At 42.1% G+C, this 15,820-nt stretch carries 12 protein-coding genes; all 12 read left to right on the top strand.

Going from position 1 to position 15,820, the window contains the following annotated elements; translation table 11 throughout:
• Positions 1-46: 46 nt before the first annotated feature.
• Positions 47-1,312: a competence/damage-inducible protein A gene (locus EP57_RS06615; protein WP_036085357.1), complete on the top strand. Its 1,266-nt coding sequence runs from the start codon at positions 47-49 to the stop codon at positions 1,310-1,312.
• Positions 1,313-1,592: 280 nt separating this feature from the next.
• Positions 1,593-2,639: a recombinase RecA gene (gene recA / locus EP57_RS06610; protein WP_036085356.1), complete on the top strand. Its 1,047-nt coding sequence runs from the start codon at positions 1,593-1,595 to the stop codon at positions 2,637-2,639.
• A gap of 228 nt (positions 2,640-2,867) precedes the next feature.
• Positions 2,868-4,430, top strand: a complete 1,563-nt coding sequence (rny, locus tag EP57_RS06605) for a ribonuclease Y (RefSeq protein WP_036085355.1) — start codon at positions 2,868-2,870, stop codon at positions 4,428-4,430.
• 104 nt (positions 4,431-4,534) lie between these two features.
• A complete protein-coding gene (locus EP57_RS06600) occupies positions 4,535-5,026 on the top strand; it encodes a GNAT family N-acetyltransferase (RefSeq protein WP_036085354.1) in 492 nt (163 codons plus the stop codon).
• Positions 5,027-5,094: 68 nt separating this feature from the next.
• Positions 5,095-5,892: a TIGR00282 family metallophosphoesterase gene (locus EP57_RS06595; RefSeq protein WP_036085353.1), complete on the top strand. Its 798-nt coding sequence runs from the start codon at positions 5,095-5,097 to the stop codon at positions 5,890-5,892.
• Between the two features lie 18 nt (positions 5,893-5,910).
• A complete protein-coding gene (locus EP57_RS06590; RefSeq protein ID WP_036085352.1) occupies positions 5,911-6,267 on the top strand; it encodes a YlbF/YmcA family competence regulator in 357 nt (118 codons plus the stop codon).
• Positions 6,268-6,392: 125 nt separating this feature from the next.
• Positions 6,393-8,984 (top strand): DNA mismatch repair protein MutS, encoded by a 2,592-nt coding sequence (gene mutS, locus EP57_RS06585; protein ID WP_036085674.1) that lies wholly within the window; start codon positions 6,393-6,395, stop codon positions 8,982-8,984.
• Between the two features lie 18 nt (positions 8,985-9,002).
• On the top strand, positions 9,003-10,844 hold the full coding sequence (mutL, locus tag EP57_RS06580; protein ID WP_036085351.1) for a DNA mismatch repair endonuclease MutL: 1,842 nt from the start codon (positions 9,003-9,005) through the stop codon (positions 10,842-10,844).
• 15 nt (positions 10,845-10,859) lie between these two features.
• Positions 10,860-11,405, top strand: coding sequence for a glycerol-3-phosphate responsive antiterminator (locus tag EP57_RS06575; RefSeq protein WP_036085350.1), 546 nt, complete (start codon positions 10,860-10,862; stop codon positions 11,403-11,405).
• 10 nt (positions 11,406-11,415) lie between these two features.
• Entirely contained in the window at positions 11,416-12,273 is an 858-nt protein-coding gene (locus EP57_RS06570; RefSeq protein ID WP_052167594.1) for a ribokinase, read from the top strand.
• Positions 12,274-12,731: 458 nt separating this feature from the next.
• Positions 12,732-14,963 (top strand): formate C-acetyltransferase, encoded by a 2,232-nt coding sequence (gene pflB / locus EP57_RS06565; RefSeq protein WP_036085349.1) that lies wholly within the window; start codon positions 12,732-12,734, stop codon positions 14,961-14,963.
• Between the two features lie 83 nt (positions 14,964-15,046).
• Entirely contained in the window at positions 15,047-15,793 is a 747-nt protein-coding gene (gene pflA / locus EP57_RS06560; RefSeq protein WP_036085347.1) for a pyruvate formate-lyase-activating protein, read from the top strand.
• Positions 15,794-15,820 lie beyond the last annotated feature (27 nt).

The raw sequence follows: 15,820 nt of genomic DNA, 5'->3' as shown, positions 1-15,820 counted from the left end.
TAGAGGAAGAAGTTGTAGTATAGAGAAGTGAAAGGACGTGTTGTCAATGCGCAGTGCAGAAATTATTGCAGTAGGAACAGAACTATTATTAGGTCAAATTGTGAATTCTAACGCCGCATTTTTATCCAAAGAACTAGCAGAATGTGGCATTTACGTTTATTATCATACGGTAGTTGGCGATAACCCTGAACGCTTGCAGAAAATTATTGAAATCGCAGAGAGCAGAAGTGACATCTTGATTTTTACAGGCGGCCTTGGACCAACGGAAGACGATATTACGAAACAAATTTTAGCGAAGTATTTATCAAAAGAAATCGTATATGACGACACACATTTACAGAAAATCGAAGCTTATTTTGCCGCAAGAAATGACATCATGTCCGAAAACAATAAACGACAAGCAGAAATCATCGAAGGCTCCACTGTTTTGATGAATGATTTCGGTTTCGCAGCGGGAATGGTATTTCAACAAAAAGCGCATACATACGTGCTTTTACCAGGTCCACCTTCTGAAATGCAACCAATGTTCGTGCAATATGCCAAACCTGTATTATTACGCCAAAATGACGCTGAAAACTTAATTTTAGAGTCGAAAGTTCTGCGCTTTTTCGGCATTGGGGAATCCAAGCTAGCCGATGATTTAAAAGATTTAATTGCCACCCAAACAAATCCAACAATCGCAACCTACGCTGGAGAAAATGAAGTAACCATTCGAATGACAGCTTCCGCGACTTCCCGCGAAGAAGCATTACGATTAATCGCGGAAACCGAGGAAGAGATAATCAAGCGTGATGGTGCTTATATATACGGCACAGGAGAGGTCACACTGGTCGATTTGGTGATTCAACAGCTAATGGATGCCAACATGACAATTTCTGCAGCAGAGAGCCTTACAGCAGGTCTCTTCCAAGCGGAACTAGCAAGTACAACAGGCGTTTCAAAAATTTTCAAAGGTGGTGTCGTGACATACAGCAATGAAATGAAGCAAACGCTGTTAAACGTATCCTCCGAAACGATTGAAAATGAAGGAGTTGTCAGCCAAGCTTGTGCTATCGAAATGGCCGAGAATGTCCGCAACATTTGCCAAACAGATATCGGCATTAGTTTCACTGGAGTAGCTGGCCCGGAATCACTAGAAGGTCATCCTGTAGGAACTGTTTGGATTGGGCTTAGCATCGTTGGTAAACCAACACTAGCCTATCGTTACGTCTTCCAACGCGATCGTAATTACAACCGTCGTCGAGCTGTAAAAGAAGGTTTTGCGCTCATTAAAGCATTTTTGGATGAAAAAACAAACAAAATCTCTGAATAAGGGGTTAAAATGCGCTGTTTTATCATTAAAAAAAGGTTAGACGAATCCTTCTAAACCCGCTATAATAAAGGGACCAAGACAAAGCGATAGCTAGGCATGTCGGACGTCCAATTTTCATGCGAAATAGCCGTTTTAAAAAAATACGAACAAATATTCGCTTTTTGCTTGTATATCTCTAAAAAATAAGGTATAGTATCTATAGGCAATAAAAACAGCAGGGAAACAAAGCGCTGTTTTTATAGAAAATAGATAGTATAGATAAAGACTAGGAGGCAATAATGTGAGTGATCGTCAAGCGGCCTTAGATCAGGCTTTAAAACAAATTGAGAAACAATTCGGTAAAGGTTCCATTATGAAATTAGGGGAGCAATCGGATCATAATATTTCTACGATTTCTAGTGGTTCTCTAGCATTAGATATCGCGCTTGGAGTAGGTGGCTACCCACGAGGTCGTATTATCGAAGTATACGGACCAGAAAGCTCAGGTAAAACAACGGTTGCCCTACATGCGATTGCAGAAGTGCAAGCGCAAGGCGGAACAGCCGCATTTATCGATGCCGAGCACGCATTAGATCCAGCTTATGCGAAGAATCTAGGCGTTAATATCGATGAATTGCTATTATCGCAACCAGATACAGGGGAGCAAGCACTAGAAATCGCAGAGGCATTAGTACGTAGTGGTGCTGTTGATATTCTTGTTATTGACTCCGTTGCCGCATTAGTTCCACGTGCGGAAATCGAAGGCGAAATGGGTGACTCCCACGTTGGTTTACAAGCGCGTCTTATGTCACAAGCATTGCGTAAACTATCAGGAGCCATTAATAAATCGAAGACAATCGCGATTTTCATCAACCAAATTCGTGAGAAAGTCGGCGTTATGTTTGGTAATCCTGAAGTAACACCAGGCGGACGTGCCCTTAAATTCTACTCGACTGTTCGTTTAGAAGTAAGACGTGCCGAGCAATTGAAACAAGGGACAGACGTTATTGGTAACAAGACGAAAATTAAAGTCGTGAAGAACAAAGTAGCCCCACCATTCCGCGTTGCTGAAGTTGATGTGATGTACGGCCAAGGTATCTCACGTGAAGGTGAGCTTGTTGATATGGCATCAGAAATCGATGTTATCAATAAGAGTGGTTCATGGTACTCTTACAATGAAGAGCGCATTGGCCAAGGCCGTGAGAATGCGAAGCAATACTTGAAAGAGCATCCAGAAATCCGCGATGAAATCTCGAAACGTGTGCGTCAAGAGTACGAAATTGACGTGAAACCTAATATTTCAGAAGACACAACCCCAGAAGAATTTAACTTGTTAGACGAAGAATAAGATGAAACAGCCAAAGCTCCCATGCCTTGGCTGTTTTTCTAGTCATTTTTGGAACATTTTTTGATTCCGTTTACATCTTTGCGCTTTCCTTGACATTAGCGTCATAGAACTATAGAATTAAGTTGTATATTTTACATGTCAAAATGAAAAATACACGCTGTCAGGAATTGTTTTCTTGACAACCGACATAACCATTAAAAAGAATTGAATAGCAAAGGAGGTGTAAGGATGAACATCGTACTCATAATCATCTCCAGCTTGCTTTTCTTAATCGTCGGTCTAGTTGTTGGTTCTCTAATCTATAAATCAAGCTCCCAACGAAAATTGGCAGCAGCCAGAGGTACAGCGGAATTAATCACGGAAGATGCAAAGAAAGAAGCAGAAACCTTGAAGAAAGAAGCGTTACTTGAAGGTAAAGAGGAGAATCATAAGTTACGTACTGAAATCGAAAATGAACTTCGTGGGCGAAGAGGGGAACTACAAAAATCAGAAAATCGCTTATTGCAAAGGGAGGAAAACCTCGACAGAAAAGATACTTCTTTAAGTAAAAGGGAAGCAACTCTTGAAAGAAAAGAGGAGAGTATCAGTAAACGTCAACAACATATTGAAGAAAAGGAAAGCAAAGTTGAAGAGATGATCGAGAAACAACAAGGTGAGCTAGAAAGAATATCTGCCCTTACGAAAGAAGAGGCGAAGAACGTTATCTTAAGCCAAGTGGAAGAAGAACTAACACACGACACAGCTGTCATGGTGAAGGATTATGAAACACGCGCGAAAGAAGAGGCAGACAAGAAAGCGAAGAACATTCTTTCACTAGCAATCCAGCGTTCTGCTGCAGATCATGTTGCTGAGACAACAGTCAGCGTTGTGAACTTACCGAATGATGAGATGAAAGGTCGGATTATCGGTCGTGAAGGTCGTAATATCCGTACTCTTGAAACGCTTACAGGTATCGATTTAATTATTGATGACACGCCAGAAGCAGTTATTCTTTCCGGATTTGATCCCGTTCGTCGCGAAATCGCGCGCATTGCTTTGGAGAAACTCGTGCAAGATGGACGAATTCACCCAGCACGCATTGAAGAAATGGTGGACAAAGCTCGTAAAGAAGTCGATGAACATATTCGTGAAGTCGGAGAACAAGCGACATTTGAAGTTGGTATTCACTCCATCCATCCAGATCTAATCAAGATTTTAGGACGCTTACGCTACCGTACAAGTTACGGTCAGAACGTCTTAAATCACTCTCTTGAAGTTGCGAAACTTGCAGGAATTTTAGCGAGTGAACTTGGTGAAGATGTGACGATGGCAAAACGCGCCGGACTTCTGCATGACATTGGGAAAGCCATTGATCATGAAATTGAAGGCAGTCACGTTGAAATTGGTGTCGAATTAGCAACGAAATACAAAGAGAATGATATTGTCATTAATAGTATCGCTTCTCACCACGGTGACACAGAAGCAACCTCTGTTATTGCTGTATTAGTAGCAGCCGCAGACGCATTATCAGCTGCTAGACCGGGCGCTCGTAGTGAAACATTGGAGAACTACATTCGCCGTCTTGAGAAATTAGAAGAGATTTCCGAGTCTTATGAAGGTGTTGAGAAATCCTACGCCATTCAAGCTGGACGTGAAGTACGTATCATCGTAGAACCTGATTCTATTGATGATTTAGCTTCTTACCGCCTAGCACGAGACATTAGAAAACGGATTGAAGAAGAATTAGAATACCCTGGTCATATCAAAGTGACTGTTATACGTGAAACTCGCGCAGTCGAATATGCGAAGTAATCACGAGGAACGCGTAGCTAGCCATATCGGTAAGCTACGCGTTTTTGTTTTCCGCGAAATTTTGCTATAATGTGGGGAAGTCTTTATGTCAGGAGTTGGACGCAATGCAAACATGGGAAATCAGAAATTTTGAAAAAAATAATTATTCGGATGTGGCTCGCATTTATCAGGACGGGATTGATAGCCGGAATGCGACGTTTCAAAAAGAGGTGCCTACGTTTGAGGCGTGGGATGCGAAATATTTAGATGCATGCCGTTTTGTAGTGGTAGAGGACGGGACGGTGATTGGCTGGTCAGCGTTGTTGCCGTTTTCAGGGATGCCATCGTATCGTGGGGTTGCCGAGCTAAGTATTTATATTGATCCGAGCGCAGCGGGAAAAGGGATTGGTAGTGCTTTGATGGGGCATACGATTACGGAAAGCGAGAAGGCGGGCTTCTGGACGCTGCAGTCCTTGATTTTTCCGGAGAATAAGGCAAGTATCGCGTTACATAAGAAATTTGGTTTTAAGACGCTGTGCGTGCATGAGAAGCTGGGTGAGATGGAAGGCGTTTTTCGAGATGTTGCGCTTTTGGAACGTCGAAGTGTGGTTGTTTGAAAATAGGACGGGTAATTTTTTGCGTTTCGCGGTATAATGGTAATGTATATAGAGAGTGAGGCGTAGGAATGGAATTATTATTTATTGGTGATGTTGTTGGCTCGATTGGACGAGATATGATTACGGAGTACTTGCCGCAACTAAAGAAAGCGTACCGCCCGACGGTGACAGTTATTAATGGGGAGAATGCTGCTGCGGGACGGGGAATTACGGAGAAGATTTACAAACAGTTTTTAGAACAAGGAGCGAACGCGGTGACGCTAGGCAATCACGCTTGGGATAATCGCGATATTTTTGAGTTTATTGATGACGCGAAATATTTAGTGCGGCCGGCGAATTTTCCGGAAGGTACGCCAGGCACAGGGCTTGTTTTTATTAAGAGTAATCAGCTGGAAGTGGCTGTGATTAATATGCAAGGACGGGCATTTATGACAGATTTGGATGATCCGTTTCGCAAGATGGACGAGCTTATTGAAGAAGCTGCAGCTAGAACGAATATTATTTTTGTCGATTTTCATGCGGAGACGACGAGTGAGAAGCAAGCGATGGGTTGGTATGTCGATGGTCGTGTGACAGCGATTGTTGGGACGCATACCCATGTGCAGACGTCGGATAATCGTATTTTGCCGAAAGGGACCGCGTATTTAACAGATGTTGGAATGACTGGTCCTTATGACGGTATTTTGGGGATGGATAAAGACGCTAGTTTGCGACGTTTCTTAACAGCGATGCCAACGCGTTTTGAAGTGCCTAAAGCGGGTCGTGGTTTGCTATCTGGTTGTATGATTAGCATTAATGACACGACTGGCCGTGCGTCTAAAATTGAGCGTATTTTAATTAACGAAGACCATCCGTTCACAATGTAAGCGAAGGAGGTTCCAATTTTGACATATCAAAAAGAAACAATTATTGCTAAGGCGAACGAACTCAAGGAAGCGTTGCAAGCTACAGAAGCCGTGACTTTCTATCGTGCCGCCGAAGAAAAAATAAACACCAATCAAAAAGTAGCCGCAAACGTTGGTTCCATCAAGAAATTACAGAAAGAAGCGGTAAACCTAGAACATTATCAAAAATTTGGTGCAGTCAAGCAAACCGAGGACAACATTGACGCGCTGACGGCTGAAATTGACCATTTGCCAATCGTTCAGGAATTTAAACGTTCCCAAGAAGAGGCCAATGATTTGTTGCAGTCCATTACGCGTGAAATTAGTCATAAAGTAACATCTGAATTAAAGAAATAAGTGAGAAACGGTGCGGCGATTCGGAATGCTGTATCGTTTCTTTGCTTCACTTTTCTTCATGAATTCACTTATGCTATAATAAAGCGGAAGGACTATATAAACAAAGAGAAAAAGGGCTGATGAAAATGGCAACAGAAGTAACACCGATGATGAAGCAATACTTAGCGATTAAGGAAAATTATAAGGACGCATTTCTATTTTTCCGATTGGGAGATTTTTATGAAATGTTTTTTGAAGATGCCATTCAAGCCTCGCAACTGCTAGAAATAACGTTGACGGCGCGGGCTAGTAATAGTGATAATCCGATTCCGATGTGTGGAGTGCCTTACCATTCTGCTGCGGGATATATTGATACATTGATTGATAAAGGGTATAAAGTTGCGATTTGTGAACAAGTGGAAGATGCCAAATTGGCTAAAGGCATGGTGAAGCGTGAAGTCGTGCAGTTGATTTCTCCAGGAACGATGATGGAAGCAAAGGGCTTGAAGGAGAAGGAAAACAACTTTATAACAGCGGTTTTTCAGCATGAGGAGAAAGAATACGGGTTTGCCTACTGCGATTTGTCGACTGGTGAGTTGAAATCGACGGTGCTTCCGATGGGAGAAGATCGTTTGCTAAATGAGTTGACGACGCTTGCCGCGAAGGAAATGGTTGTTGGGATTGAGTTTAGTGAGGCGTTTCCAGAGGCGATACGTGAGCAACTCGGCTTATTTATTTCGTATGAGAATAACAATGAATTGCCGGATGGCTATGAGTCGCTAGTGACGAACACGATTCATCCGATTGAGAAGAAGGCTATCGCCAAGCTGTTAAATTATTTTATTGATACGCAAAAACGTGATTTGTCGCATTTGCAAAAGACGGTTCATTATGAAACAAGCCAATATATGAAAATGGACTATTATTCGAAACGTAATTTGGAACTGTCTGAATCGATTCGTGGGAAGGGAAAGCAAGGAACATTGTTGTGGTTGCTAGATCAGACGAAAACCGCGATGGGTGGACGTTTGCTGAAGCAGTGGATTGATCGGCCGTTAATTCACTTGGATGCGATTAAGGCGCGCCAACAAGATGTGAACAGTTTTATTAATCATTATTTTGAGCGGATGGAATTGATGGAACAGTTGAAGCAAGTGTATGATTTGGAACGGCTTGCTGGACGGGTGGCTTACGGGAATGTAAACGCGCGTGATTTGATTCAGTTGAAGAATTCACTATATCAGGTGCCGCTTTTGAAAGAGACGCTTAAGTCAATGAACCAGCCGAATTTGACGCGGATTATTGAGGAGATTGATCCGTGTGATACGCTAGCTGATGTTTTGGAACGCGCGATTAATACGTCGCCGCCAATTTCGATTCGTGAGGGTGGCATTATTAAAGATGGCTACAACGCAGAGTTAGATACATATCGAGACGCCAGCCGCAACGGAAAAACGTGGATTGCGGAACTCGAGCAACAAGAACGAGCATTGACGGGCATTAAATCATTAAAAGTCGGCTTTAATCGTGTTTTTGGCTACTATATCGAAGTGACGAAGGCGAACATCGCGGCACTCCCAGAAAACCGTTACGAACGCAAACAAACACTGACCAATGCCGAGCGTTACATCACGCCTGAACTCAAAGAAAAAGAACGCCTCATTTTGGATGCAGAAGAAAAGAGTATGGAATTAGAATATACATTATTTATTCAGGTGCGCGAGACGGTCAAACAATACATCGAACGCTTGCAACATTTAGCGAAAGTGATTAGCGAGATTGATTGCCTCCAAAGTTTTGCGAATATCAGTGAAAATAACCATTTTGTCAAACCAGAAATGAATAAAACTGGCGAATTAGAAATTATTCAAGGCCGTCACCCCGTTGTGGAAAAAGTGATGGGCACGCAAAGTTATGTTGCTAACGACTGCATCATGGATGATAGCCGCAACATGTTGTTGATTACAGGACCAAACATGTCTGGTAAGAGCACGTACATGCGACAAATAGCCTTGACTGCAATTATGGCGCAAGTTGGTTGTTACATTCCTGCCGAACAAGCAACACTACCAATTTTCGATCAAATTTTTACGCGGATTGGTGCGGCGGATGATTTAATTGCTGGGCAAAGTACGTTCATGGTGGAAATGTTAGAAGCTAGAAATGCCATTGCGAATGCGACGTCGCAAAGTTTGATTTTATTCGATGAAATCGGTCGTGGAACGGCAACCTACGATGGTATGGCACTAGCGCAAGCCATTATTGAGTATATTCACGAAGAAGTTCACGCTAAAACATTGTTCTCCACGCACTATCACGAACTGACAATTTTAGATGAAACATTAACTGGCATGCACAATGTCCACGTTAGCGCCGTTGAAGAAAATGGCAAAGTCGTCTTCCTGCACAAAATCGAGAACGGGCCTGCGGACAAAAGCTACGGCATTCATGTCGCAGAACTGGCGAACTTACCAGCCAAACTCATCGGTCGTGCACGCGATATTCTAGAGCAATTAGAAAGCTCCGAAGAAAAAATCATCGTTCCAGCAGAAAAAGCGCGCGTTCCTGAAGTACAAGAAGAAGTCCAACTATCAATGTTCCCAATTGAAGAAAAAACCGTGCGTACGAAACAAGAACAATCACTCATCAAGCTTATTAAGAACATCGACTTAATGCACATGACACCAATGGACGCGATGGCAACACTATATGATTTACAGAAAAAAGTGAAACAATAGAAAGCAAGGTGAAGTCAGATGCCTAAAATAATCGAACTAACCGATGCCTTATCCAATAAAATAGCAGCCGGCGAAGTAGTAGAACGCCCAGCTTCGGTTGTCAAAGAACTTGTCGAAAATGCAATCGACGCCAAAAGTACCGTTATCGATGTCTTAGTCGAAGAAGGCGGACTAAATAAAATCACGATTATCGATAATGGTATCGGCATTGGAGCAGAAGACGTTTCTGTTGCCTTCAAACGCCATGCAACAAGCAAAATCAAAAACGAACACGACTTATTTCGCGTCCACACATTAGGTTTTCGCGGAGAAGCTTTACCGAGTATCGCTTCTGTTTCCTATCTAGAGATGACCACGGCAACCGGTGATGGCGCTGGAACAAAAATCGTCGTAGAAGGCGGCAAAGAACTGGAAAAACAAAGTGCCCAAGCACGAAAAGGAACCGAAATCCAAGTTTCTAATCTCTTTTTCAATACGCCGGCTCGTTTGAAATACTTAAAAAGCCTGCATACCGAACTAGGCAATATTACAGACATCATGAACCGTCTGGCACTGTCTCATCCCGAAGTCAGCTTCCGTTTTTCGCATAACGGGAAAAGTTTGCTAAAAACAAGCGGAAACGGCGACTTACAACAAGTGATGGCATCGATTTACGGACTCGCTGTAGCCAAAAAGATGATTCCAATTCAAGCCGAATCACTCGATTTCAAAATCAAAGGCTACGCGGCACTTCCAGAGGTCAACCGCTCCAATCGGAATTATATTTCTACCATCGTGAACGGTCGCTTCATCAAAAACTACGCCTTAGTTCGCGCTATTCAAGAAGGCTATCATACTTTACTGCCCATCGGTCGCTTTCCAATTCTAGTTTTGCAGATTGAAATGGATCCGCTTATCGTTGATGTCAATGTGCATCCAGCTAAGCTTGAAGTCCGCCTGAGCAAAGAAGTCGAACTTGGCCAATTCATCGCAGACACGCTAAAAGCCGCATTTCACCAAGAACAACTCATCCCAGACGCGACACTTTCCAAACGCCAAAAAATCGCCTCCGAACAGTTAGCTATCAATTTTGATGGAGAAGAAAAGACGGCATCCAACGAGGAAGTAAAAGCAGCGCCCCAACCAGAGGCACCAATCTATCAGCAAACCTATACAAAACCAGATTTACCAACAAGCGCTGATTTACCCGACGAACCACCGCTTTTCATCAACGAAGAACTGGCTAGCTACGACGTAACACCACCAATAGAAGCAACCGAACCAGAACCGCAAAAAGAACGCATACCAAAAATGTACCCCGTCGGACAAGTCCACGCAACCTATATCGTGGCGCAAAACGAAACCGGCATGTATTTAATCGACCAACACGCCGCACAAGAACGCATCAAGTACGAATTTTTCCGTGAAAAAATCGGGGAAGTCGACCGTGAATTACAACAACTGCTCGTCCCAATCGTGCTGGATTTTTCAACCGATGAATTTATCAAATTACGCGATCAAAAAGCGAAATTAGAAGAAGTCGGCGTTTTTCTTGAGAATTTTGGCCAAAATAGCTTTATTATCCGCGAACATCCAACGTGGCTTCCAAAAGGCGAAGAAGAGAGCACCTTGCGCGATATTTTGGATGAAGCCTTGCAAAAACCGCAGATTAGCATTCATAAATTACGTGAAGACGCAGCGATTATGATGAGTTGTAAGAAGTCGATTAAAGCCAATCATTATTTAACACAAGAAGACATGGAAACCTTGCTGGATACATTGCGCGAAGCAAGCGATCCGTTCACATGTCCGCATGGTCGGCCGGTCATCATTCATTATTCCACCTACGAATTAGAAAAAATGTTCAAACGTATTATGTAATAAGGAGCGAAAAAAATGTCGTTTAATGGTCAAACTATCATACCAGCCGCACATAATCACCGAGACGTTGAGAAAATTCTTAACCTAGATGCGGAGTACATGGTGATGTTGGAAACCCAAGTCGGGCAACTCAAATCACTCATCAACTTAGCCGCTTCTGGTGGCAAAAAAGTATTGCTGCACGCCGACTTAATAAATGGCCTAAAAAACGATGAATACGCCGTCGATTTCCTATGCCAAGAAATTCGCCCAGCAGGTATTATTTCCACACGAGGCAATGTCATTCTAAAAGCAAAACAGCATAAAGTAATCGCGATTCAGCGCCTATTTATGTTAGACTCTAGCGCTTTTACAAAAGGAACCGCACTCGTCCAAAAAATTCAACCCGATTTCATCGAATTATTGCCAGGTATTTTACCAACGATGGTCGAACAAATGACAGAACTGCTACACATCCCTGTTATCGCAGGAGGCCTTATCACGTCGCAACAACAAGTGGATGACATTTTAGCGGCAAAAGCAACAGCGATCACGACATCTCAAAAATCACTTTGGAAATGAGGGATTAAGCGTGGGAAAAATTGTTGTTATTGGAAGCATTAATATGGATATTTCTACAGAACTACACGACTTACCACAGATTGGCGAGACAATAAAGGGCAGCAATGTCGGTATTTCACCTGGAGGTAAAGGCGCTAACCAAGCAGTAGCAGCGGCAAAACTCGGCGGTGATGTCATGATGGTCGGCATGATCGGCGACGATGCGTTTGGAGCAGATGCACTAGCAAACTTAAACAGTCATTGTATCGACGTAACTAATGTCTGGACGGTTCCTGAAACGACCGGTTTAGCGATGATTTTACGCGAAAATGGCGATAATCGAATCATCGTAGCCCCAGGTGCAAATAACGCCTGGCTGGATGAGCTACCACTGGAAACAATCATTGCTAACGCATCCATCTTATTACTACAAAACGAAATTCCATTCACAGTCACTGAAAAAGCAGTGGACATAGCACGACTCTACGATGTTCCAACCATTTTCGACCCAGCACCAGTAGACCAGTTCCCGCTTTCTTTTTTACGAAAAATCACGTATCTGACACCGAATGAAACAGAATTTAAGCAACTTCCCGAAGACATACTCCAAGATGAAACAAAAGCAGTACTAGTGACACAAGGCAAAAATGGAGTAGAGGTCCATGACGAATCCGGTGTCAACCATGTCCCAGCATTTCCGGTCGATGTTGCCGATTCAACTGGAGCAGGGGACACGTTCAATGGCGCTTTTGCAGTCGCGATGACATCTGGAAAAAACCTACAAGACGCCGTGGCATTCGCCAACAAAGCAGCAGCACTTAGCACAACAAAAATCGGCGCCCAAACAGGCATGCCAAAATTAAGCGAGATAGAAGAGTCTGGGACATAACCCAAATAAATCGGCGACAAGCGCTCGATTTGTGTAAAGCAAAATTTTTCGTCTTACCCAAAGTAAATGGCTAGGCGATTTTGCTTTATCTTGGGTTTTGTCCCAGTCTTTTTCTGTGTTCTAATACTGAGTTAATACAGACTAGTAACAAGTCAACTGTATTATAACAGAAATGCCATTTTCCAATAGTACAGCAATATTACAATGTGTCAATCAAATTATTTTTATTTTTTAATGATAATCATAACAATCTAGAAAACATTGTGATACCAATCACTTAGCGCTATAAAAGCAATGAAAGTGCTTTATTTCATTTGAAAAAAGATAAATTTTTTATGTGAAAACTGTAGCATTATTTTTAAATTGTGGTATGATAACAGTATAAGAAGTTACTAGGGTAGCTTTGCTCATTTTTTAACGCTCATAAACGAACAATTGAAACGTAGGAGGTTTCCGAAATGAAAGAACAATGGTTTGAATTCACAGGTGGTAATTGGGAAAACGAAATTGATGTAAGAGACTTTATTTTGAAGAACTACAGATTATACGAAGGTGATGACACTTTCCTTGCAGGTCCTACTGATGCAACATCGCAATTATGGGATCAAGTAATGGATTTGACAAAGCAAGAACGGGAAAACGGTGGCGTTCTAGATATGGATACAAAAATCGTATCAACGATCACATCACACAATCCTGGATACTTAAACAAAGATTTAGAAACAGTCGTTGGTGTACAAACTGACGTACCATTCAAACGCTCACTACAACCATTCGGCGGTATTCGTATGGCAGAACTTGCATGCGAAGCTTACGGTTACAAAGTGGACGAAGAAATTTCACACATTTTCAGAGACTGGCGTAAAACGCATAACCAAGGTGTTTTCGATGCTTACAATGACGAAATGCGTGCTGCTCGTAAATCAGGCGTTATTACTGGTCTTCCAGATGCTTATGGCCGCGGCCGTATCATTGGTGACTATCGTCGTGTAGCTTTATACGGTGTGGATCGCCTAATCGAAGACAAGAAGAACGACCTTAAAAACACAGGACTTCGCACAATGAGCGACGACATCATTCGCTTACGTGAAGAACTAAATGAACAAATCCGCGCATTAAGCGAATTGAAACAAATGGGAGCACAACACGGTTTTGATATTTCTAAACCAGCAGTAACAGCACAAGAAGCTTTCCAATGGTTATACTTCGGTTACCTTGCAGCAATTAAAGAACAAAATGGTGCAGCAATGAGTTTAGGCCGTACATCTACATTCCTTGACATCTTCGTAGAACGCGATCTTCGCAATGGCGTTTTAACAGAAGAACAAGCACAAGAAATCGTAGACCATTTCATTATGAAACTACGCCTTGTAAAATTTGCACGTACACCTGACTACAATGAATTATTCTCTGGAGATCCAACATGGGTAACAGAATCAATCGGTGGTATTTCAGAAGAAGGCGCACCGCTTGTTACGAAGAACTCATTCCGTTTCTTGCACACATTAAACAACTTAGGACCAGCTCCAGAACCAAACTTAACAGTACTTTGGTCAACACATTTACCATCAGGATTCAAGAAATTCTGTGCAAAAATGTCTATCAAAACAAGTGCTATCCAATATGAAAATGACGATGTAATGCGTCCTAAATGGGGCGACGATTACGGAATCGCTTGCTGTGTATCCGCAATGCGTATTGGTAAACAAATGCAATTCTTCGGCGCACGTGCCAACCTTGCGAAAACATTGCTTTACGCAATCAACGGTGGTGTAGATGAGAAGTCTAAAGCACAAGTTGGACCAGCATACCAAGGAATCACATCAGAAGTATTAGATTACGAAGAAGTAATGGCGAAATACGATACAATGATGGAATGGATCGCAGAACTTTACTTGAATACACTAAACGTTATTCACTACATGCATGATAAGTATTCATACGAACGCTTAGAAATGGCGTTACATGATACACACATCTTACGTACAATGGCAACAGGTATCGCTGGACTTTCCGTTGCAGCCGATTCCCTAAGTGCTATCAAATATGCACAAGTAAAACCAATCCGTGACGAAAACGGTATCGCAGTTGATTTTGAAATCATCGGTGACTATCCGAAATACGGAAACAACGATGATCGCGTAGACGAAATCGCTGTTAACCTACTAAAATCATTCATGACTAAAGTGAAGAAACATAAAACATACCGTGATTCTGTTCATACAACATCTGTTCTTACAATCACATCGAATGTTGTTTATGGTAAGAAAACTGGTAATACTCCAGATGGACGTCGCGCTGGCGAACCATTCGCACCAGGAGCTAACCCAATGCACGGACGCGATACGAAAGGTGCACTTGCTTCTCTATCATCCGTTGCTAAACTTCCATACGAATATGGACAAGATGGTATTTCCAACACATTCTCTATCGTACCAAAAGCATTAGGTCGCGAAGATGAATCACAAATCAACAACCTAGTAGCAATGCTAGATGGTTATTCTACGAAGATGGGTCATCACTTGAACATCAACGTATTCAACCGTGACACATTATTAGACGCTATGGAACACCCTGAAGAATACCCACAATTAACAATTCGTGTATCAGGTTACGCAGTTAACTTCATTAAATTAACTCGTGAACAACAATTAGATGTTATTCACCGTACAATGCACGAATCTATGTAAGATAACAAAACAAATCAGGGATTGTGTGAGTTACGCAATCCCTGTCTGTTGTAAATTTATCACTTGAAAGGAAGAGGAGTCACATGTCTGAAGTTATTGGTCGAGTTCATTCCGTGGAAACAATGGGAACTGTAGACGGTCCAGGAATTCGCTTTATTGTTTTCATGCAAGGTTGTTTATTGCGTTGCCAATTTTGTCATAATCCAGATACTTGGAAAATTGGTATTGGAGAGGAAAGAACGGCTCAAGATGTTTTTGAAGAAGCTTATAAATATAAAGCTTTTATGGATGCTTCAGGCGGGGGAATCACTGTAAGCGGCGGGGAACCGTTGTTACAAGTCGATTTCTTGATTGAACTCTTCACGCTGTGCAAGAAAGCAGGAATCCATACAACAATCGATTCTTGCGGTGGTTGCTTTACAAGAGACCCTGAATTTATTGAAAAACTAGATCGTTTAATGGAAGTGACAGATTTAATCTTACTTGATATTAAACAAATCGACCCAGAGAAACATCTGAAACTTACAACACGTCCAAATGCACCAATTCTTGATTTTGCACAATATCTAGCCGACAAAAATCAACCAATCTGGGTTCGTCACGTGCTAATTCCGACTAAAACGGATGATCCAAATGATTTAACGAAGCTTCATGAGTTCATCACAACGTTGCCAAATGTAGAACGGGTAGAAGTATTACCTTACCATACAATGGGCGTTTACAAGTGGGAGAACTTAGGCATTCGTTATCCACTTGAAGGTATCGAACCTCCAGAAGACAATGTTGTCACAATGGCAAATCAGATTTTAGAAACACAAAAATATAATTAATAGCAAGAAGGCAATTTCTTTCCATTG

It is taken from the genome of Listeria booriae (assembly GCF_000766865.1).
Lineage (GTDB): Bacteria > Bacillota > Bacilli > Lactobacillales > Listeriaceae > Listeria_A > Listeria_A booriae.
The sequence above is the reverse complement of the archived record's forward strand: the minus strand, read 5'-3'. Positions and strand labels throughout refer to the sequence as shown.